Source organism: Actinomadura sp. NPDC049382 (genome assembly GCF_040677125.1).
Lineage (GTDB): Bacteria > Actinomycetota > Actinomycetes > Streptosporangiales > Streptosporangiaceae > Spirillospora > Spirillospora geliboluensis.
Genome location: NZ_JBFARO010000036.1, coordinates 1 through 18,715 on the forward strand (window position 1 = coordinate 1; position 18,715 = coordinate 18,715).

The 18,715-nt window shown below is 74.8% G+C and carries 14 protein-coding genes and 1 pseudogene; 7 read left to right on the forward strand and 8 right to left on the reverse strand.

Translation table 11 applies throughout. The features are described 5' to 3' along the window. From AB0K34_RS22105 to AB0K34_RS22125, 5 genes and pseudogenes are all read right to left on the reverse strand, one after another. A pseudogene (locus AB0K34_RS22105) lies at window positions 1-2,607 on the reverse strand (hypothetical protein); the annotation flags it as partial. Window positions 2,608-2,650: 43 nt separating this feature from the next. Beyond that, window positions 2,651-3,199 (reverse strand): carboxymuconolactone decarboxylase family protein, encoded by a 549-nt coding sequence (locus AB0K34_RS22110; RefSeq protein WP_138635369.1) that lies wholly within the window; start codon window positions 3,197-3,199, stop codon window positions 2,651-2,653. A gap of 56 nt (window positions 3,200-3,255) precedes the next feature. Next, window positions 3,256-4,071 (reverse strand): SAM-dependent methyltransferase, encoded by an 816-nt coding sequence (locus AB0K34_RS22115; RefSeq protein WP_138635370.1) that lies wholly within the window; start codon window positions 4,069-4,071, stop codon window positions 3,256-3,258. An 86-nt stretch (window positions 4,072-4,157) separates the two neighbouring features. Then, window positions 4,158-5,714: an FAD-dependent monooxygenase gene (locus AB0K34_RS22120; protein WP_240807314.1), complete on the reverse strand. Its 1,557-nt coding sequence runs from the start codon at window positions 5,712-5,714 to the stop codon at window positions 4,158-4,160. Between the two features lie 44 nt (window positions 5,715-5,758). Further along, complete coding sequence (locus AB0K34_RS22125) at window positions 5,759-6,256, reverse strand: inorganic diphosphatase (protein WP_138635372.1); 498 nt, start codon at window positions 6,254-6,256, stop codon at window positions 5,759-5,761. Between the two features lie 72 nt (window positions 6,257-6,328). Between AB0K34_RS22125 and AB0K34_RS22130 the strand changes: the two genes are divergently transcribed. Further along, entirely contained in the window at window positions 6,329-7,396 is a 1,068-nt protein-coding gene (locus tag AB0K34_RS22130) for a maleylacetate reductase (protein ID WP_138635373.1), read from the forward strand. Here the strand turns inward: AB0K34_RS22130 and polA are convergent. Further along, window positions 7,393-10,026 (reverse strand): DNA polymerase I, encoded by a 2,634-nt coding sequence (gene polA / locus AB0K34_RS22135; RefSeq protein WP_138635374.1) that lies wholly within the window; start codon window positions 10,024-10,026, stop codon window positions 7,393-7,395. The two genes, AB0K34_RS22130 and polA, sit on opposite strands and share 4 nt — an antisense overlap. Window positions 10,027-10,087: 61 nt before the next feature. On the opposite strand from polA, the gene AB0K34_RS22140 reads away from it, so the two are divergent. Further along, window positions 10,088-10,915: an LLM class F420-dependent oxidoreductase gene (locus AB0K34_RS22140; RefSeq protein ID WP_301178079.1), complete on the forward strand. Its 828-nt coding sequence runs from the start codon at window positions 10,088-10,090 to the stop codon at window positions 10,913-10,915. Between the two features lie 66 nt (window positions 10,916-10,981). Here AB0K34_RS22140 and AB0K34_RS22145 read toward each other — a convergent pair whose 3' ends face one another. Next, on the reverse strand, window positions 10,982-12,502 hold the full coding sequence (locus tag AB0K34_RS22145; RefSeq protein ID WP_171068892.1) for a M20/M25/M40 family metallo-hydrolase: 1,521 nt from the start codon (window positions 12,500-12,502) through the stop codon (window positions 10,982-10,984). Between the two features lie 441 nt (window positions 12,503-12,943). On the opposite strand from AB0K34_RS22145, the gene AB0K34_RS22150 reads away from it, so the two are divergent. From AB0K34_RS22150 to AB0K34_RS22165, 4 genes are read left to right on the forward strand one after another with little or no spacing between them, the layout of a single operon-like run. Continuing rightward, window positions 12,944-15,445: a nitrate- and nitrite sensing domain-containing protein gene (locus tag AB0K34_RS22150; protein ID WP_138635377.1), complete on the forward strand. Its 2,502-nt coding sequence runs from the start codon at window positions 12,944-12,946 to the stop codon at window positions 15,443-15,445. Next, window positions 15,442-15,879, forward strand: coding sequence for a roadblock/LC7 domain-containing protein (locus AB0K34_RS22155; protein ID WP_138635378.1), 438 nt, complete (start codon window positions 15,442-15,444; stop codon window positions 15,877-15,879). Before AB0K34_RS22150 ends, AB0K34_RS22155 begins: the two co-directional genes overlap by 4 nt. Window positions 15,880-15,885: 6 nt before the next feature. Then, on the forward strand, window positions 15,886-16,263 hold the full coding sequence (locus AB0K34_RS22160; protein ID WP_138635379.1) for a DUF742 domain-containing protein: 378 nt from the start codon (window positions 15,886-15,888) through the stop codon (window positions 16,261-16,263). A 40-nt stretch (window positions 16,264-16,303) separates the two neighbouring features. Next, window positions 16,304-16,846 carry an ATP/GTP-binding protein gene (locus AB0K34_RS22165; protein ID WP_240807316.1) on the forward strand — a complete coding sequence of 181 codons (543 nt, stop codon included), beginning with the start codon at window positions 16,304-16,306 and terminating at the stop codon, window positions 16,844-16,846. A 9-nt stretch (window positions 16,847-16,855) separates the two neighbouring features. Here the strand turns inward: AB0K34_RS22165 and AB0K34_RS22170 are convergent, their stop codons facing one another. Next, entirely contained in the window at window positions 16,856-17,446 is a 591-nt protein-coding gene (locus tag AB0K34_RS22170) for a TetR/AcrR family transcriptional regulator (protein WP_138635381.1), read from the reverse strand. An 85-nt stretch (window positions 17,447-17,531) separates the two neighbouring features. Here AB0K34_RS22170 and AB0K34_RS22175 point away from each other — a divergent pair, with 85 nt between their 5' ends. Continuing rightward, window positions 17,532-18,674, forward strand: a complete 1,143-nt coding sequence (locus AB0K34_RS22175) for an acyl-CoA dehydrogenase family protein (RefSeq protein WP_138635382.1) — start codon at window positions 17,532-17,534, stop codon at window positions 18,672-18,674. The last annotated feature ends 41 nt before the right edge of the window (window positions 18,675-18,715 follow it).

An 18,715-nucleotide genomic window follows, 5' to 3' on the forward strand; every position in this document is an offset into this window, starting at 1 on the left:
CCTGGACGTCCCCGACCCCGCCGACCTGGAGGCCGACTTCCTGGCGATGACGCGGGCCGCGATGGGCAAGGAGGTCGCCGACGTCGCGCTGCGGGCCGGGTCCTTGACGAGCCCGCGCAGCGCCTTCGGCAGCGGTGGCTCCCCCAGGAGCAGCTCGAGCCGGTCGAAGCGGTCGCGCAGGGCGGGGTCCAGGGCGTCGAGCGCGGACGCCAGCGGGCGGTGCCCGGTGGCCGTCCAGAGCGCGACGAGGTCGGTGGCGCCGCCGTCGAGCGCGCGGCGGACCGCCCCGGCCAGCTGGGCTGCACCGAGGCGGCGCAGCCGGGCGGGCGCGGCCTCCGGCGCGGTCCCGGCCACGGCGGCGAGCGCGGCGGACGCCCCGGGCGGGACGGCGCGGAACGCCCGCCGGGCGAGCGGAGCGAGCGCCGGGCCGGCCTCCTCGACCAGGCGGGGCGCGGCGCGGCGGCGCGCGGCACGGACCGGCGGCGGCTCCTCCGGTGCCGGGTCGGGCTCGGCGCGGACGGTGCCGGGGATCGCGGCGACCCACTCCTCGAACGCCCGCTCCAGCTCCGCGGGAGGGTCGTCGTTGAACCGCGCCCTGATCTCGACGACCCGCCAGCCGCGCGGCGCGGGCTTCAGCGCCGCCAGTTCGGCGTTGGCGGCGAGCAGGCCGTCCCCGCCGTAGAGGCCGAGCAGCACGCTGCGGCCCGTCCTGGCCTCATCGGCGTATTCGGCGATGCAGTTGCCCATGTAGGCCGCCCACTCGGCGAGGTCGCGGGCGCTGCGCGCCACCCTGACGCGCACGCCCGCGCCGGGGACGGTGCTCCCGTCCAGCGCGGCGAGCGGCGGCGGGACGGCGAAGTCGCCGGTGAGGGCCGTGGCGATCGCGGTGGCCGACATGAGGCCCTCGGTGAACTCCGTCCAGCCGCGCGGCGCCCGGGGCGGGACGCCGCCGAGCGCGACCAGCTGCGCGGCGCCGGAGACGGCGAGGGCCACCGAGTCCAGGCCGGGCCGCAGCGGGTCGTCCTCCGGGGGCGGCGGATCGTGGTCGTACCAGGGCGCGCCGGTGCCCGGGGTGGGCCGCGCCCGCTCGTGCCCGTGCAGCTGGGCGAGCGCGTCGATCAGGTCGGCGTACCAGAGCAGGTCGCCGACCCTCTCCACGGCGGCCGGGTCGGCGGCGGCGCCGCCGGCGGGGTCCGCGGCGGAGCCGAGCCGCTCGCGCAGCGGGGCGGCGCCGTGCAGCAGCGGGGCCGTGAAGTTCAGCAGCGGGGCCGTCCAGGGCTGGATGCCGGACCATTCGGCGGGTGGGCGGGCCGCGCCGTACCCGGCGTCCTGGCGCCAGCGCGCCAGCCCGGAGCCCGCCCATACGCGCACCACACCCTCCGGAACCAGTGGCGCGTCGGGGTCGATGCCGCACACGTCGTCCAGCAGCGCCCGCGCGTCCTCGACGACCAGGAGCGCGTAGTCGCGGGCGTGGGACAGCCGGGGCCGGACGTAGGCGCTGAACTTCGCGTCCCGGGGCCCGTCCTTGCCGACCCTGCGCGCGAGGTCGCGCACGTGGGCGGCGGGGCGCGCCGGCAGGCCGGTGAGGCCCGGGACCCGCCGCGCCGAATGCGCCGCGACCGCGTCGTCGACCCGGCCGGCGGCGGCGCGCAGCAGCGGCAGCGAGCGGTCGAGCCCGGCGCCCAGACCGTGGTCGGCGACGGCGACCGCGGTCCGCAGCAGGGCGGTGGCGCCGAGCGCGTCCTGGAGCAGCCGGTCGAGGCGGTCGCGCCAGTACGGCTCGGTCGGCACCCACCGCGCCGCGTCGGCGAGGGACGGTTCGAAGGCGAGGTCGTCGTGCGCGACCCGCAGCCAGAACAGCACCCGCTGGTCCTCGTGGTGGCGGCGGCGCTCGCGCAGGTCGGCCAGGCGGTCGCGGCGGGCCTGCGTCGCCAGCCTCCGCTCGCGGACGCCGCGCGCGCCCCGGTGCTCCAGCACCCGCTCCCACAGGTCCAGGACGAGGGGGAGCCTGCGCGGGCCCGGCACGTCCGCGAACACCTGCCGGAAGTACCGCGCGAGCGCCGAGGGCGGGCCGTCGGGGGTGAGCCCGGCCTCCTCGGGCGCCTCCAGGGCGAGGACCCGTTCGAGCTGCTCGGGGCCGAGGACGTCGCTGGCCGCCGACGCCAGGTGCAGCGCCGCCCAGCGCCCCTCCTCCACGGCCCGCGCGGCGGCGGCGCCGACCGGCTTCGTCACCGCCGGGCCGAACATCGCCACCAGCAGCCCGGCGCGCGGCCCCAGGCGGTGCGCCTCGCCCATGCCGACGGCGCGCAGCGCCGCGATGACGGCGTCGCGCTGGTCGCCGTGCGCGCCGTCCAGCCGCGCGGAGCGGAACCCGGCGCCGAGGTCGACGCCCGCGCCCGCCGCGGCGATGCCGCCGTCCGCGACGAGGCGGGCCAGCTCGCGGACGGCGCCGGCGGCGGCCGCGTCCGGCGCGTCCTCGGGGCCGAGCGCGACGGCGGCGCCCGGCGGCGCGTCCGCCTGCGCCAGCAGCCGCACCGGGCCGGAGGGCCCGGCGACCCAGGCATGCCGGCCCGACGCCACCACACCGCCGGTGAGCCGGATCTTCACCCGACCCATGATCCCGGCCGGGGGCGCCCCGGTCGACCGGGTTTCAGCGCGGGCCCGCGGCGATCCCGTAGCCGTCGGCGACGAGCCGCTCGGCCATCCGCACGTAGGCGGCCGGGTCCTCCGGGGCGCTGGTGCCGAGGCCGTCCACGTACCGGTTGTACATGCAGAACGCGGCGGCGATGAGCACGGTGTCGTGGATCTCGACGTCGGTGGCGCCGGCGTCCCGCGCGGCCGCGACATGCTCCGCGCCGACCTCGTTGCCGCCGCGCTGGACGGCGGCGGCGATGCCGAGCAGGGCGCGCAGCTTGGCGGAGACCGGCGCCGCCTCGGGGTCGGCGTGGACCTGCTGGACGAGCGTCATCCCGCCGGGCAGCTGTACCGCGGCGCACGCGCCGTGCGACGACGCGCAGAACCGGCAGCCGTTCAGCTCGGACACGTAGGCGGCGATCAGCTCCCGCTCGCCGGGCGGGAGCGGGCTCGGGCCGCGCAGCAGGGCCTCCGCGAGCGCGGTCAGCGGTCCCGCGGTCTCCGGCCGGAACCGGAGCAGGGACGGCAGCCCCGGGACGTTCTCGTCCAGTTCGATATGCGCCAAGGACTGCCTCCGGGAAATGGTGTCGGACAATTCCCCTGATCTTCGTACGAAGTTCGTCAGGCGGCCAGTTTTCTCGCCACTCCACAAAAGGTCATGGTCTCCTGCGGCTCGCCCCACGGATTGGGCTCGGGGCGCCACCGGGAGCACGACACGACGCCCGGCTCCACCAGCTCCAGGCCGTCGAACAGCGCCTCGATCTCCGCGGCGGTCCGGGCCCTGAGCGGGTGCGGGGTGCCGCTCTCGTTCCACGCCTTGACGGCGGTGTGCGTGACGTCCACGTCCAGGCAGGCGTGCGACAGCGCCACGAAGCTGCCCGGGGCGAGCGCGCCGACGAGCCGGTCCAGGATGGCGCGGGCCTCCTCGTCGTCGGTGATGAGGTGCAGCAGGGCGAGCATCATCAGCCCGACCGGCCGGTCGAAGTCGAGCGTCGCGGCGGCCTGCGCGAGGATGCGGCCGGGGTCGCGGACGTCGGCGTCGATGTAGTCGGTCGCGCCCTCCGGCGAGCTGGTGAGCAGGGCCCGCGCGTGGGCGAGCACGAGCGGGTCGTTGTCGACGTAGACGATGCGCGACTCCGGCGCGACGCGCTGCGCGATCTCGTGCGTGTTGTCGGCGGTCGGGAGCCCGGTGCCGATGTCGAGGAACTGCCGGACGCCCTCCCCGCCCGCCAGGTGGCGGACGCAGCGGCCGAGGAACAGCCGGTCGGTGCGGGCGGCGGCGACGATGCCGGGGACCTGCCGGGCGACCATCTCGCCGGCCATCCGGTCCACCTCGTAGTGGTCCTTGCCGCCGAGCCAGTAGTCCCAGACCCGCGCCGACACCGGACGGTCCGCGCGGATCCCGTCGTCCGCGCCCTCCCTGCCAGCGGCGCCCATGCGCTCTCACCTCCGGTCGCCGGGACGCGTCCGCCCCGGGAGGACCGACGGTACACGGCGGCGGCGGTGGCGACGGGTGACGTCGGTCACTGCCGTCCGCAGGCGCGGCGCACGGCGGCGGCCACGGCGCCGGGGTCGCCGTCCGGCAGGACCGCGGCGAGGTGCCCGTCCGGGCGGACGACGTGGACCGTGTCCGGGCCCGCCCCCAGGGCCGCCCGGAGCACCCCTTCGGTGTCGATGTCGTCCAGTGCGTAGCTGTCGCAGGGGATGCCGCCGGGCGGCTCCACAACGGCAGGGCCCAGGATCACGAACCGCGTGCCGAAGAGGCGGCGCAGGCGGGTGCGCTCGCCGCCGACGGTGCACGGGCCGTCCGGGCAGAGCACCCCCGGCACCGGCGGGCGGACCGCGCCGGGCTCGCGCGGGAAGCCGTCCACCGGGCCGGACGGGGTGGTGAGCGGCGAGTCCAGGTACCAGTACGGCTCGGCGAGCCGGCCGGAGTCGATGATCGCGCGCGGGTCCGGATGGCTCCGGGCCCGCTCCAGCGACTCCAGGCGGTGCGCCCGCTGCGCCGGCGTCTGCGGGACGAGGAACTCCATCGTCCGCGTGGTGACGCGCAGGTTCTCCAGCGCGGCGGCGCGGCGTTCGAGGTCGTAGCTGCGCAGCAGCTCCGGCGGCGCCCAGCCGTGCCGGACGAACGCGAGCTTCCAGGCGAGGTTCTCCGCGTCCTGGACGCCGGAGTTCAGCCCGCGGGCCCCGAACGGCGCGTACAGGTGGGCGGCGTCGCCCGCCAGGAACGCGCGGCCGGACCCGAACGCCTCGGCGCACCGCTCGTGGAACCGGTACACGGTGGCCCACACGATCTCGTAGGGCACGTCCCCGGTGATCTTCCGGATCCGGGCGTCGAGCGCCCCCGACGCTCGCTCGGCGGCCAGGTCGTGGTCGGCGGGCACCTGCCAGTCGATGCGCCACGTCCCGTCCGGGCACTGGTGGACGAGGACCTGCCGCCCCGGGTTCCACTCGGGGTCGAAGAAGAACCGCCGCTCGTTCGGGAACGGCAGCTCGGCCCGGATGTCGCAGATGAGGAACTTGTCGGCGAAGGTGCGGCCGGGGAAGCCGATGCCGAGCAGCTCCCGGACCGCGCCGTGCCCGCCGTCCGCGCCGACCAGGTGCGTGCCGCGCACGGTGGCGGCGCCCGCGCCGGTCTCGGCGTCGGCCTCGACGCCGCCCCCGTCCTGGCGCACCGCGCGGACCCGGTGCCCGTACCGGACCTCGACCAGCGGCTCCGCGGCGGCGAGGTCGCGCAGGTACGCCTCCACCTCGGCCTGCGAGATGTTGATCCACGGCGGGACCTCGCCGCTCCCGGCGCCGGGGAAGGCGACGGCGAACAGCTCGTCGCCGCGGTGGTAGGTGCGGCCGGTCGTCCAGGTCACGCCGCGGGCGATCATCCGCTCGGCGCAGCCGGCCCGGTCGAGGACGTCCAGGACGTCCCGCTGGAAGCAGATGGCCCGCGACCCGGCCGGGTCGCGGTGCGCGGCGGCCTCCAGCACCACGCTCGGCACCCCGTGCCGGGCCAGCAGCAGCGCCGCGACCAGGCCGACCGGCCCGGCGCCGGCGACCACGACCGGTTCCGCGGTGGAGCCCACGCCCGCCATGGTGCGCCGCCCCCTCCCCCGCCGTAAAGGCCCGGTCAGGCCGTCGGGCTTCCGGTCGACCGCGCGCGCTCGGCGGCCTCGACGATCGTCCGGTCGGCGACCTGCCGGTCCTGCCAGCCGCGCACGTCGGCGCTCTTGCCCGGCTCCAGGCTCTTGTAGATGTCGAAGAAGTGCGCGATCTCATCGAGGATGTGCTCGTGCACGTCGCGCAGGTCGCGGATGGCCTCGTAGCGGACGTCCCGCGATGGGACGGTGAGGACCTTGGCGTCGGGCCCCTTCTCGTCGTGCATCCAGAACACGCCGACGCTGCGGACGGTGATCTGGCAGCCGGGGAACGTGGGCTCCTCCAGCAGCACCATCGCGTCCAGCGGGTCGCCGTCCTCCGCGCAGGTGTCCGGGATGTAGCCGTAGTCGTGCGGGTACCGGGTCGCGGTGAACAGCATCCGGTCGAGGCGGATGCGGCCCAGCCGGTGGTCCATCTCGTACTTGTTGCGCGATCCCCCGGGGATCTCGACGACCATTTCGATCTCCATGCGTACCTCCCCCGTCACATCCCTACCCCATCGGGGCGCCGGCGGGACAATCCGCGACCGTAGAGTCGGGCCATGGACGCGCTGCGATTCACCTACCGGCCGCTGCCCGTGCGGGTCGTCTTCGGCGCGGGCGCGCTCGCCGGCCTGCCCGCCGAGGCTGCCGCGCTCGGGCTGTCCCGGGTGCTGGTCCTCGCGACGCCGGGGCGGCGCGCGGACGCCGAGCGCGCCGCGGCGGCGCTCGGGGACCGGCTCGCCGGCGTGCACGCCGGGGCGGTGATGCACGTCCCGGCGGACGCGGCGGCGGAGGCGTGCCGGGCCGCCGCGGCGGCGGGCGCGGACGGGCTGGTCGCGTTCGGCGGCGGGTCGGCGGTCGGCCTGGCCAAGGCGGTCGCGAAGGAGACGGGGCTGCCGATCGTGGCCGTCCCGACGACGTACGCCGGGTCGGAGATGACGCCGGTGTGGGGCATGACGGAGGACGGCGTCAAACGCACCGGGCGCGACGAGCGCGTGCTGGCCCGGACGGTCCTCTACGACCCGTCCCTGACGCTGGGCCTGCCGCCGGCGGTGTCGGCGGCGTCGGGGATGAACGCGATGGCGCACGCCGTCGAGGCGCTGTACGCCCCTGACGCGTCGCCGGTGGTGTCGCTGATGGCGGAGGAGGCCGTCCGGGTGCTTGCGGAGGCGCTGCCGGAGGTCGTGCGGTCGCCCGGCGACCTGCCCGCGCGCACCCGCGCCCTGTACGGGGCGTGGCTGTGCGGCACCTGCCTCAGCGCGACGACGATGGGCCTGCACCACAAGCTGTGCCACATCCTCGGCGGGTCGCTGAACCTGCCGCACGCCGAGACCCACACCGTCCTGCTGCCGCACGCCCTCGCCTACAACGCCCCGGCGGCGCCGGACGCCGTCCGGGCGCTGCGCCGGGCGCTCGGAGGCGGCGATCCGGCCCGCGCGCTGTGGGAGCTGTCCGGTTCGCTGGGCCTGCCGCGTTCGCTCAAGGACCTCGGCGCCGACCCCGCCCACCTGGACGATGTGGTCGCGCGGGCCGCCGCCGGGGGCTTCGCGAACCCGCGTCCGGTGGAGGAGGAGGGCCTGCGGGTCCTGCTCGGTGACGCGTGGGAGGGCCGCCCGCCGAGCGCCTAGTGCGCGGCCGCGTTCCAGTCGGCGCCGGCGCCGATGGCGACCTCCAGCCCGACCGTGAGCGGGTAGGCGGTCGTCATGCGGTCGCGGACGAGCGCCTCGACCGCGTCCCGCTCCCCCGGCGCCACCTCCAGGACGATCTCGTCGTGCACCTGGAGCAGCAGCCGGCTGCGCAGCCCGGCCGCGGTGAGCGCCTCGTCCACCCGCAGCATCGCGATCTTGACGATGTCGGCGGCCGAGCCCTGGACCGGCGCGTTCAGCGCCATCCGCTCGGCGGTCTCGCGGCGCTGCCGGTTGTCGCTGGTCAGGTGCGGCAGGTAGCGGCGACGGCCGAGGACGGTCCGGGTGTAGCCGGTGGCGCGGGCCTCGGCGACGACGTGGTCGAGGTAGTCGCGGACGCCGCCGAGCCGCGCGAAGTAGGCGTCCATCAGGGGGCGCGCCTCCGCCTGCGGGATGCCGAGCTGCTTGGCCAGCCCGAACGCCGACAGGCCGTACGCCAGCCCGTACGACATCGCCTTGATCTTGCGGCGCATGTCGGGGGTGACGTCCGCGGCGGCGACCTGGAAGACCTGCGCCGCCATCGTGGCGTGGAGGTCCTCGCCGGACGCGAACGCGGCCAGCAGCGTCGGGTCCTTCGACAGGTGCGCCATGACGCGCAGTTCGAGCTGGCCGTAGTCGGCGGTCAGCAGCGACTCGTAGCCGGGCCCGGGGAGGAACGCGCGCCGGATGCGCCGCCCCTCCTCGGTGCGGACGGGGATGACCTGGAGGTTCGGCTCGGTCGAGGTGAGCCGGCCGGTGGCGGCGACGGTCTGCTGGAAGGTGGTGTGGATCCGGCCGTCCGCGCCGATCTCCCGGATCAGCCCGGCGACGGTCGTGCGCAGCCGCGCCTGGTCGCGGTGGCGCAGCAGCACCTCCGGCAGCCCGTTGCCGGTCTGCGTCGCGAGCCAGGTCAGCGCGTCCACGTCGGTGGAGTAGCCGGATTTGATCTTCTTGGTGCGGGGCAGGTCCAGCTCGCCGAACAGCACCTCCTGGAGCTGCTTGGTCGAGCCGGGGTTGAAGCGCCGCCCGGCGATCTCGGCCGCGTCGTCGGCGGCGCGCTCCATGCCTTCGGCGAAGTGGTGCTCCAGCTCGTCCAAGAGGGCGGCGTCAACGTGGATCCCGGCGCGTTCGGCGCGGGCGAGCAGGTCCGACAGCGGCAGCTCGACGTCGCGGAGGACCGCGTCCATGCCGGTGGAGGCGAGGTCGGCGGCGAACTTGTCGGCCAGGTCGAGGACGGCGCGCGCGCTGAGCATCAGCCCGGCGGCCCCTTCGGCGGGCGGGCGGCGGCCGAGGTGGCGGCCCGCGAGGTCGGCGATCCCGTAGGCGGCCAGGCCGGGGAGCAGCAGGTAGGCGGCCATCGCCGTGTCGATGGCGACCCCGTCCAGGCGCCAGCCGCGCTCGCCGAACACGCGCAGCAGCGCCTTTACGTCGTGCAGCGCCTTGGGACGGGACGGGTCGTCGAGCCAGTCCGCGAACGCGCGCTCGTCGGCCTCGGTGAGCGCGGACGGCTCGAACGAGGCCGCGTGGTCGTCGCCGGACGCCAGCGCGATCCGCGCGATGTCGCCGGCGCCGCGCGCCCACGTCCAGTCGGCGGCCAGCCCCATCAGGCCGGTGCCATGGGCGTGCAGCCAGCCGGCCAGCTCGTCCGGGCCCAGCTCGCGGCCCTTCACCGGCTCGGGACGCGCCGCCTCCGTGGGACGTCCCCCGCCCGGGTCGGCGGCGAACAGGCGCTGCCGGAGGCTGGCGTTGCGGAACTCCAGCTCGTCCAGCAGCGCGGTGAACGCGGCCAGGTCGTAGGGGCGGCGCCGCAGGTCGGCGGGCCCGACCGGCAGGTCCACGTCGCGGACGAGCTCGGTGAGCCGCCGGTTCAGCCGCACCGTGTCGAGCGCGCCGCGCAGCCTCTCCCCCGCCTTGCCCTTCACCTCGCCGGCCCGCTCCAGCAGCGCGTCGAGGGTGCCGAACTCGCGGACCCACTTCGCGGCCGTCTTCTCCCCGATGCCGGGGATGCTCGGCAGGTTGTCGGACGGGTCGCCGCGCAGCGCCGCGAAGTCGGGGTACTGCGCCGGGGTCAGCCCGTACTTCTCCCGCACCGCCTCCGGCGTGTACCGGACCATCTCGGCGGCCGTCCGGTAGAAGTACAGGACGGTGACGTCGTCGCCGACGAGCTGGAGCGCGTCGCGGTCGCCGGTGACGATCAGCACGGCCATGCCGTCGGCCACCGCCGCCGCGGTGAGCGTCGCGATCACGTCGTCGGCCTCGTAGCCGGGCGCCCGCAGCACCGGAACGCTCATCGCGCCGAGCAGCCGGTCCAGGACGGGCAGCTGGGCGCCGAACTCCTCCGGCGACCGGGTCCGGGTCGCCTTGTACTCCGGGAACGCCTCGGCGCGGAACGTCCGCCGCCCCACGTCGAACGCGACGGCCGCGTGCGTCGGGCGCTCGTCCCGCAGCACGTTCGCCAGCATGTTCGCGAACCCGTACACGACGTTGGTGGGCTGCCCGGACGTGGTGGTGAAGTTCTCCACCGGCAGCGCGTAGAACGCCCGGTAGGCCAGCGAGTGGCCGTCCAGGAGCAGCAGGAGCGGCCGGTCGGTCATGTTCACATCCTGGCACCGGGGAAGGGGGCATGAAACGGCCGCGGCGAGTGTTGGGGGCGACATGGACAAGATCGAACTGGGCCGGCTCGGGATCTGGCGGCCGTGGAGCATGCTGGATCCGGAGCTGGCCAAGGACGTCGAGGACCTCGGCTACGGCGCCATCTGGATCGGCGGGTCGCCGCGCGGCGACCTGAAGATCGCCGAGCGGCTGCTGGCCGGCACCGACCGGATCGTGATCGCGACCGGCATCGTGAACATGTGGGCCACGCCGGCCGCGGAGGTCGCCGCGTCCTACCACCGGCTGAACGAGGCGCACGGCGGCCGGTTCCTCCTCGGCGTCGGCATCGGCCACCCGGAGGCGACGCAGGAGTACCGCAGCCCGTACGAGACGATCGTCCGCTACCTGGACGACCTGGACGCCGCGGGCGTCCCGGCCGGCGGGCGGGTGCTGGCCGCGCTGGGGCCGAAGGTGCTGCGGCTGGCGGCGGAGCGCACGGCGGGCGCGCACCCGTACTTCACGACGCCCGAGCACACCCAGCAGGCCCGCGAGACGCTCGGCGCCGGGCCGCTGCTCGTCCCCGAGCAGAAGGTCGTGCTCGACACCGACGCCGCGCGCGCCCGCGCGACGGCGCGGGAGGCCGCGAGGATGTATCTGGGGCTGCGCAACTACGTCGGCAACTTCAAGCGGCTCGGCTTCAGCGACGCCGACGTGGCCGGCGGCGGCAGCGACGCGCTCATCGACGCGCTGGTCGCGCAGGGCGACGCGGCGGCGCTGGCCGCGCGGGTGCGGGGGCACCTGGACGCGGGCGCCGACCAGGTGGCGGTGCAGGTCCTGGGCGACGACGACCCGCGCCCGGCGCTGCGCGAGATCGCCGAGGCGCTCGGCTGAGGGAGTGGACGGAAGAGGGGCGCGCCCGCTGCCGGGCGCGCCCCTCACCGAGACTCGGCTACCGGGTCACCGGGTCGCGTAGGTGCCGATCTCGTCCGGCACGGTGCGCTTGGCGGCCTGGGCAGGAGCGCGCCTGGCCAGCTCGTTGCCGTTGACCGTCAGCGTGCTGTGCGCGAACAGCTGCGTCACCGCGGCCGTGGCGTCGATCATCTGGTCGAAGCCCTTGAGGTTCACGTTGTCGTAGCGGTCGCAGGCCGCGTGGTAGCAGGGGTCGTAGGCCACCCCGGCGGTACCGCCGTAGACCGCCGCCTGCGCGGGCGTCTTGATGCCCTCGGCGCCGGTGAAGACGCCGCCGGCGGGGATGCCCGCGGTGATGAACGCGTTGTAGTCCGACCGCCCGTTGAACGGCGTCGGGTCGGTGGCGAGGCCCCGGCTCGCGAAGTAGTCGGTGAACGCCTTCTCGATCGCGCCGGACCCCGCAGGCGGCTCGACGTTGTTCTCGCCCGCGCTGTCGTCGCCGTCGTACACGAAGTTCACGTAGTTGGGCGAGGCGAGCATGTCGAAGTCGAGCATCAGCGCGATCTTGTCGCGCTCGGCCTGCGGGAGGGTGTCAACGTAGTACTGCGAGCCGAGCAGGCCCTCCTCCTCGGCGCCCCAGAACGCGAACCGCACCTTGTTGCGGACCTTGGAGCCGAGCTTGTTGATCTGCTTGGCCATCTCCAGCAGCGTCGCGGTGCCGGAGCCGTCGTCGTTGATGCCGGGGCCGTCGGTGACGCTGTCGTTGTGGGCGCCGACGACCACGATGTTGCCGGGCCTGCCGCGCTCGGTGTCGGCGATGACGTTGGCGGTCTCGCGCTTCTCGTTGAGCGTCTGCGTCTTCACCCGCAGCGTCACGCCGCCGTTGTTCGCCTGCTCCACGAGCGCCTTGCCGACCGCGTTGGTCGGGCCGACCACCGGGATGCCGTACGGCTTGGTCAGCGTGCCCCCGACGGGTCCGGGCTGGTCGGGGAGCTGGTAGATGACCACGGCGGACGCGCCCGCCGCGATGGCGTTGTCGGCCTTGACGGAGAAGAAGCAGCCGCCGCGCTGGATCAGCGCGATGGCGCCCGCCGGGAAGCCCGCGAAGTCGTCGGCCTCGCAGCCGCTGCCGAGCCCGGTGGCCCCGCTGTCGACGGGTGCGGCGGGGGCGGTGACGTCGCCGGACCCGGAGTACTGGAGGGTCGCGTAGTCGGTGTCCGGCGCGAACGTCTTCTGCTCGGGGGCGGTCTCGGCGAAGACCGGCTCGGCCGTCTGCTGCCAGAAATCGAAGGTGAACTTCTGCACGACCGGGCTGTAGCCGGCCCGCTTGAGCTGGTCGGCGAGGTACTTGATGGTGACCGTGTTGCCGGGCAGCCCGGCGGCCCGGTTGCCGCCGTTGGCGTCCGCGATCTTCTGCAGGTTCAGCTGGTGGTGGCGGACGTTCTTCAGCGTGACCAGCCGGGCCAGTTTCGCGTCGGCCGGTCCGGCCGCCGCGGCGGTCGGCACCGCGGCCAGGGTGGCGGCTGCGAGCGACAGCCCGGTGAGGGTTGCGAGCGCGGCTCTGCGCATACCAGGTCTCCGTTTGTGGGGGGACGAAGCAACCCGAAGCCTGACACGCGTCAATTCCCGCAACAAGACACGACTCTGCATCAAAACGGCCAATATTGGCCTCATTCTCCCCTCGTTTTACAAGATCGACTTTCGGTGCGCCATCACGGTCCGTCCCGACCGCCTGCACGGCTCGTGTCGATCATCACCGGGAGAACCGGAACGCATTCCGCGAGGTCAGCCCGAAATGGCGCCAATCAGAACGCGCTGACCTGCGAAGACACCGGAAAGCCCGGCGCCGTGGGGGCATCGGCGCGCACCACCCGCCGATTCGCTCCGGCGACCCGAACCGCATTCCACTGGACGCGAGTTCCAGCAGGTGAGGGCACTGGCCCCGGACAAATCGGCGTGAGTATGCTTCGTCACCCTTGAAGGTGGCCGCCGACGATCAGGAGTGGGCCGTTGTCGAGTCCCGAACAGGAGCCCAGATCCCACGGGCGCCCGCGCACGCGCCCGATCGGGCGGCGGATCGTCCTGCTCCTCGCCATCCCGCTGGTCTCGCTCGTGGCCCTGTGGACGTACTCGGCGATCCCGGCGCTGAACGACGCGCTCCTGCGCAACCAGTACGCCGACAACCACGACCGGGTCGGCCAGCCCGCGAACCTCGCCATGCAGGCGGTGCAGGAGGAGCGCGGCGCGGCCGTCGCCGCGCTGGTGGCGCCGTCCGCGGCGAACGAGCGGAAGTTCCACGACGCCGTCGCCAAGACCCAGCGCGCGGTGGCCCTGTTCCGCAGGCTCGGGCTCTCGCCCCAGGCCACCGAGCACATGGCCGAGGGCGGGATCCAGCGCACCCGGGACGTGGGCAACCAGTTCGACCAGCTCGCCAGCATCCGGTCGCAGATCACCGCGCGGAACGTCACGGCGCTGGAGGCCATCAACGCCTACAGCGACGCCTTCGACAAGACCGTCCGGCTGCTCACCACGCTGGTCACCATCGACGACGTCGACGTCTACCAGCAGACCAACGGCGTCCTCTACATGTACTGGGCGCGCGACTTCATGCTGCGCGAGGACCTGCTGCTGACGGGGCTCGGCGGCGGCCGGCTGAAGGCCGGCGGCCGGGCCGCCTTCTCCGAGTGGGCGGGCGCCCGCGCCGAGCTGATCGAGCTCGGGCATGCCGGGCTCAGCGGCTCGGTCGCCAAGACCATGAGCGGCCTCGTGAACTCCCCCGCCTACGCCGACTTCGTCGCGCTGGAGACCGCGATCGTGCGGCAGGGCCGGGCCCCGGCCCCGCAGCGGTGGCAGGCCGCCGTCCAGGCCGCCGGGCAGCTGTGGCTCGGCACCACCTACAAGGCCGGCCAGCAGCTCCAGCACGACGAGGTCGAGCCCGCCGGCGACCGGATCATGCTGCGGGTCTACCTCGCGGGCGGCGTCGGGCTGCTCGCCGTGATCGCGTCCATCGTGCTGTCGCTGCTGTTCGCCCGCCGGCACGCCGGCGAGCTGCGGCGGCTGCAGCGGTCGGCGCAGGAGCTGGCCAACGAGCGGCTGCCCCGCGTCGTGGCGCGGCTGCGGCGCGGCGAGCGGGTGGACCTGGACGCCGAGACGCCCCGCCCCGCCTCCGGGAAGACCCGCGAGGTCGCGCTGGTCAGCGAGGCGTTCGAGACCGTCCAGCGGCAGGCGATCAGCACCGCGATCGGCGAGGCGGAGCTGCGCGCCAGCATCAACCGGGTCTTCGTGAACCTGTCGTGGCGCAGCCAGTCGCTGCTGCACCGGCAGCTGCGGCTGCTGGACCAGATGGAGCGGCGCGCGTCCAGCCCCGAGGAGCTGGACGACCTGTTCCGCCTCGACCACCTCACCACCCGCATGCGGCGGCACGCCGAGGGCCTGGTCATCCTGTCCGGGTCGCCCACCGTGCGCGCCTGGGACCACCCCGTCGCCGCCGAGGACGTGGTGCGCGCCGCGATCGCCGAGGTCGAGGACTACACCCGCATCGAGGTGACCGGCGCGACGTCGGCCGCGGTCAGCGGGGACGTGGTCGCCGACGTCATCCACCTGCTCGCCGAGCTGATCGAGAACGCCACCGCCTACTCCCCGCCGACCACCGAGGTCACCGTCAAGGTCGAGACCGTCGCCAACGGGCTCGCGGTGGAGGTGGTCGACCGCGGCATCGGCCTCGCCCCGGAGGAGCTGGACTCGCTCAACCGGCGCCTCGCCAGCGCCGTCGAGTTCGACCTGGTCGACACCGAGCGGCTCGGCCTGTTCGTCGTCGCGCGGCTCGCCGCCCGGCACGACATCAAGGTCTCGCTGCAGCCCTCGGCGTACGGGGGCACGACCGCGATCGTCCTCGTCCCGCACGCCCTGGTGGTCCTGGACGAGCAGTGGCAGCCGATCGGCGAGGGCACCGCCGCGGCGCAGCCGGTCGGCGCGGGCGCGCCGCGGCTCGGCCGCCCGGTCCGCCGCGCGCTGCCCGGCCCGGCGAGCCCGCCGGCGCGCACCGGGCCGCCGGACGGCCCGCCCGCCCCGGTCGCCTTCAACACACCGGTCTCCTTCGAGACGCCGCCGGCCTTCGCACCGCCCGCCGCCGACGCGCGGGTCTCCTACGACGCGCAGGTCTCCTCCGACGGGGCCGCCGATTCGCCGGTGTCCTTCGACCCGCCCGGGCGGGCCAATGGCCGGACCCGGCCGCTGGACGAGGATCCGGAACCGGCCGCGGTCGAGGACAGCGAGGTCACCGGGCGGCTCCCGCGCCGCGTCCGGCAGCGCAACCTCGCTCCTCAGCTGCGCAAACGCCCGCTGAACGGGCGGCCGAAGGAGGCCGCCCCGGCGGACGAGGACTTCGAGGAGCCGAGTCCGGAGCTCAGCCGCGATCTGATGGCCTCGCTACAGTCGGGATGGCTGCGCGGCAGGATCGCCGACGACGAACCGGGCGATCTCGAACCACGCGATGAATGGGGGGAAGCATGACTCGGCAGGGCCACGCCACCGGCGAGCTCGACTGGCTGCTGGAGGATCTGGTGCAACGGGTCGGCGAGGTCCGCCAGGCCGTGCTGCTGTCCCGCGACGGGCTGGTCATGGGCGCCTCGGGCGACGTCACCCGCAAGGACGCCGAGTTCCTCGCGGCGCTGTCGTCGGGCTTCCACAGCCTCGCCAACGGCGCCCGCGAGCACTTCCAGGCCAAGCAGGTGCGGCAGACGGTGGTAGAGCTCGACGACCGGCTGTTCTTCGTCATGCCGGCCGGGAACGGCAGCTGCCTCGCGGTGCTCAGCGACGCGGGCGGCAACGCCGGGCTCGTCGCCTACGAGACCACCATGCTGATCAAGCGGGTGCGGCGGGCGCTGTCGGCGTCGCCGCGCGCCGAGGCCGAGGACGCGTCGGTACGGCCGGGTGCGTCGGGCTGAGCGACCGTGGAGACGCCGAGAGAGCGCTGGATCGGCCGGGACGCCGGCCCGGTCGTCCGGCCGTACGCGGTGACCCGCGGGCGCACCCGCCCGCGCGGGCTCGTCGTCGACCTGGTGACGATCCTGGTCGCGACCGGCCGCACCCCGGGCGACCGGGTGTGGCTGTCCCGCGAGCAGCGGCGGCTGCTGGAGCTGTGCCGGCGGCCGTCGACGCCGGCCGACCTGGCCTCGGAGACCGACCTTCCGTTCCGGGTCGTGCAGATCCTGCTGGAGGACCTGCACCAGTACGGCCTGATCGAGGAGGTCCCGCAGGCGGCGGAACCGTCCGAACGCCCCGACCCCCGCATCCTGATGAGAGTCCTCGATGAACTTCGCCGCCTCTGACCCGTCCGCGACGCCGTACGCGCCGGCCGACGACGTCCCCATGCACACGCTGAAGGTGCTGGTGGCCGGGGGCTTCGGCGTCGGCAAGACGACGCTGGTCGGCGCGGTGAGCGAGATCCGCCCGCTGCGCACCGAGGAGACCCTCACCGACGCCTCGATCGGGGTGGACGACCTCGGCGGCGTCGAGGGCAAGACCACCACGACCGTCGCGATGGACTTCGGCCGGCTGACGTTCTCCGGCGGCGTCCGGCTGTACCTGTTCGGGACGCCCGGCCAGGAGCGGTTCTGGTTCATGTGGGACCAGATCGCCTACGGCGCCGTCGGCGCGATCGTCCTGGTCGACACCCGCCGGCTGTCGTCGAGCTTCGCCTCGATCGACTTCTTCGAGCAGCGGGAGATCCCGTTCGTGGTCGCCGCGAACCAGTTCGACGGCGCCCGCCGCTACGCCGTCGAGGAGATCCGCGACGCCCTCGACGTCGACCCGGACGTGCCCGTCCTGATGTGCGACGTGCGGAGCCGGGAGGTGGCGCGGGGCGTGCTGGTCGCCCTCGTGGAGCACGCGCTCCAGACGGCGCGGCGCTAGCCGGCGGCGCTACTCGGGGCCGGTGCCGGACGGCCGCATCCGGGCGACGATCAGCGAGGCCAGCGCGGCGTAGGCGGCGGAGTCGTCCAGGCCGGTCTGCGCCTTGATCTCGCCGCGGTGGATGGACTCCATCACCTGCCCCGCGACGGCGCCGACGAAGTCCGCGTCGGCGCCGGGCATCCGCCCGTCGGCCTCCCGGACGAGCCCCCGCACCCGGCGGACCGCGAACCCGGTGTTCTGCTTGTAGATCTCCCGCGCGGGCGCGAACGCGTCCAGGTCGGCGAAGAACGCGGGCGACGCCGGGGCCAGCTCCCGCGAGATCGCCCGCAGGTAGGCGCCGACCCGCTCGCGCGGATCGGCGGCCGGGTCGAGCGCGGCCTCCACCCGCTCGGTCGCCCGCCGGAAGAACGCGCGCACCACGGCGACGATGATCTGCTCCCGGCTCGCCGCGACCGCGTACAGCGTGCTCTTGGAGCAGCGCAGCAGCGCGGCGAGGTCGGCGACGCTCAGCTCGGCGAACCCGCGGTCGAGGAAGACGTCCATGAGCCGCCCGATCAGCGCCTCCCGCCGCCGCGCCGCCCGGGTGACCCGCTCGTCCATGCGGGAGACGCTACCAAAGGGCAGTACCGAAACAGGTTCGCCGGTACCGGTCTTGGTACTCTGGAGCGGCCGAAAGGAGTCGCCCATGCCCGCCACCCGGCACCTGCCGAACCCCGAGTCCGCGGACCTGATCGCGCTGACCCGCGAGATCGCGGCCAAGGAGCTGGCCCCGAACGCCGCCGACGCGGAGCGGACCGAGACGTTCCCGCGCGAGGTGTTCGCGACGCTCGGCCGGGCCGGGCTGCTCACCCTCCCCTACCCGGAGGAGTTCGGCGGCGGCGCCCAGCCGTACGAGGTCTACCTCCAGGTGCTGGAGGAGATCGGCGCGGTGTGGGCGAGCGTCGGCGTCGGCGTCAGCGTCCACGCCCTCTCCTGCTTCCCCCTGTTCGCCTACGGCACCGACGAGCAGCGCGCGGAGTGGCTGCCCGGCATGCTGTCGGGCGAGCAGCTCGGCGCGTACTGCCTCTCCGAGGCGCACGCCGGCTCCGACCCCGCCGCGATGCGCGCGAAGGCCGTCCGGGACGGCGACTCCTACGTCCTCAACGGCGCCAAGGCGTGGACGACCCACGGCGGCGAGGCCGACTTCTACACGGTCATGGCCCGCACCGCCGACACCGGCTCCCGCGGCATCTCCTGCTTCCACGTCCCCGCCGGCACCCCCGGCCTGGAGTTCGACGAGCCCGAGGAAAAGATGGGCCTGATGGGCTCCACCACGGCGACCGTCCGCCTGGTGGACGCCCGCGTCCCGGCCGCGAACCTCATCGGCCACGAGGGCCAGGGCCTGTCCATCGCCCTCGCCGGCCTCGACGCGGGCCGCCTCGGCATCGCCGCCGTCGCCACGGGCCTGTCCCAGGGCGCGCTGGACACCGCCGTCGCCTACGCCAAGGAGCGCGAGGCGTTCGGCAAGGCCATCATCGACCACCAGGGCCTGGCGTTCGTCCTCGCCGACATGGCCGCCGCCGTCGAGTCGGCCCGCGCCACCTACCTGTCCGCCGCCCGCCTCAAGGACGCCGGCCTCCCCTACGGCCGCGAGGCGTCCATCGCCAAGCTGGTCGCCACCGACAACGCGATGAAGGTGACGACCGACGCCGTCCAGGTCCTCGGCGGCGCCGGCTACACCCGCGACTTCCCGGTGGAGCGCTACATGCGCGAGGCCAAGGTCATGCAGATCTTCGAGGGCACGAACCAGATCCAGCGCCTGGTCATCTCCCGCCACCTCGCCCGCTGACATCGGACGGGCCGGCCCAGGACGGGCGCGCGGCGGCGTCG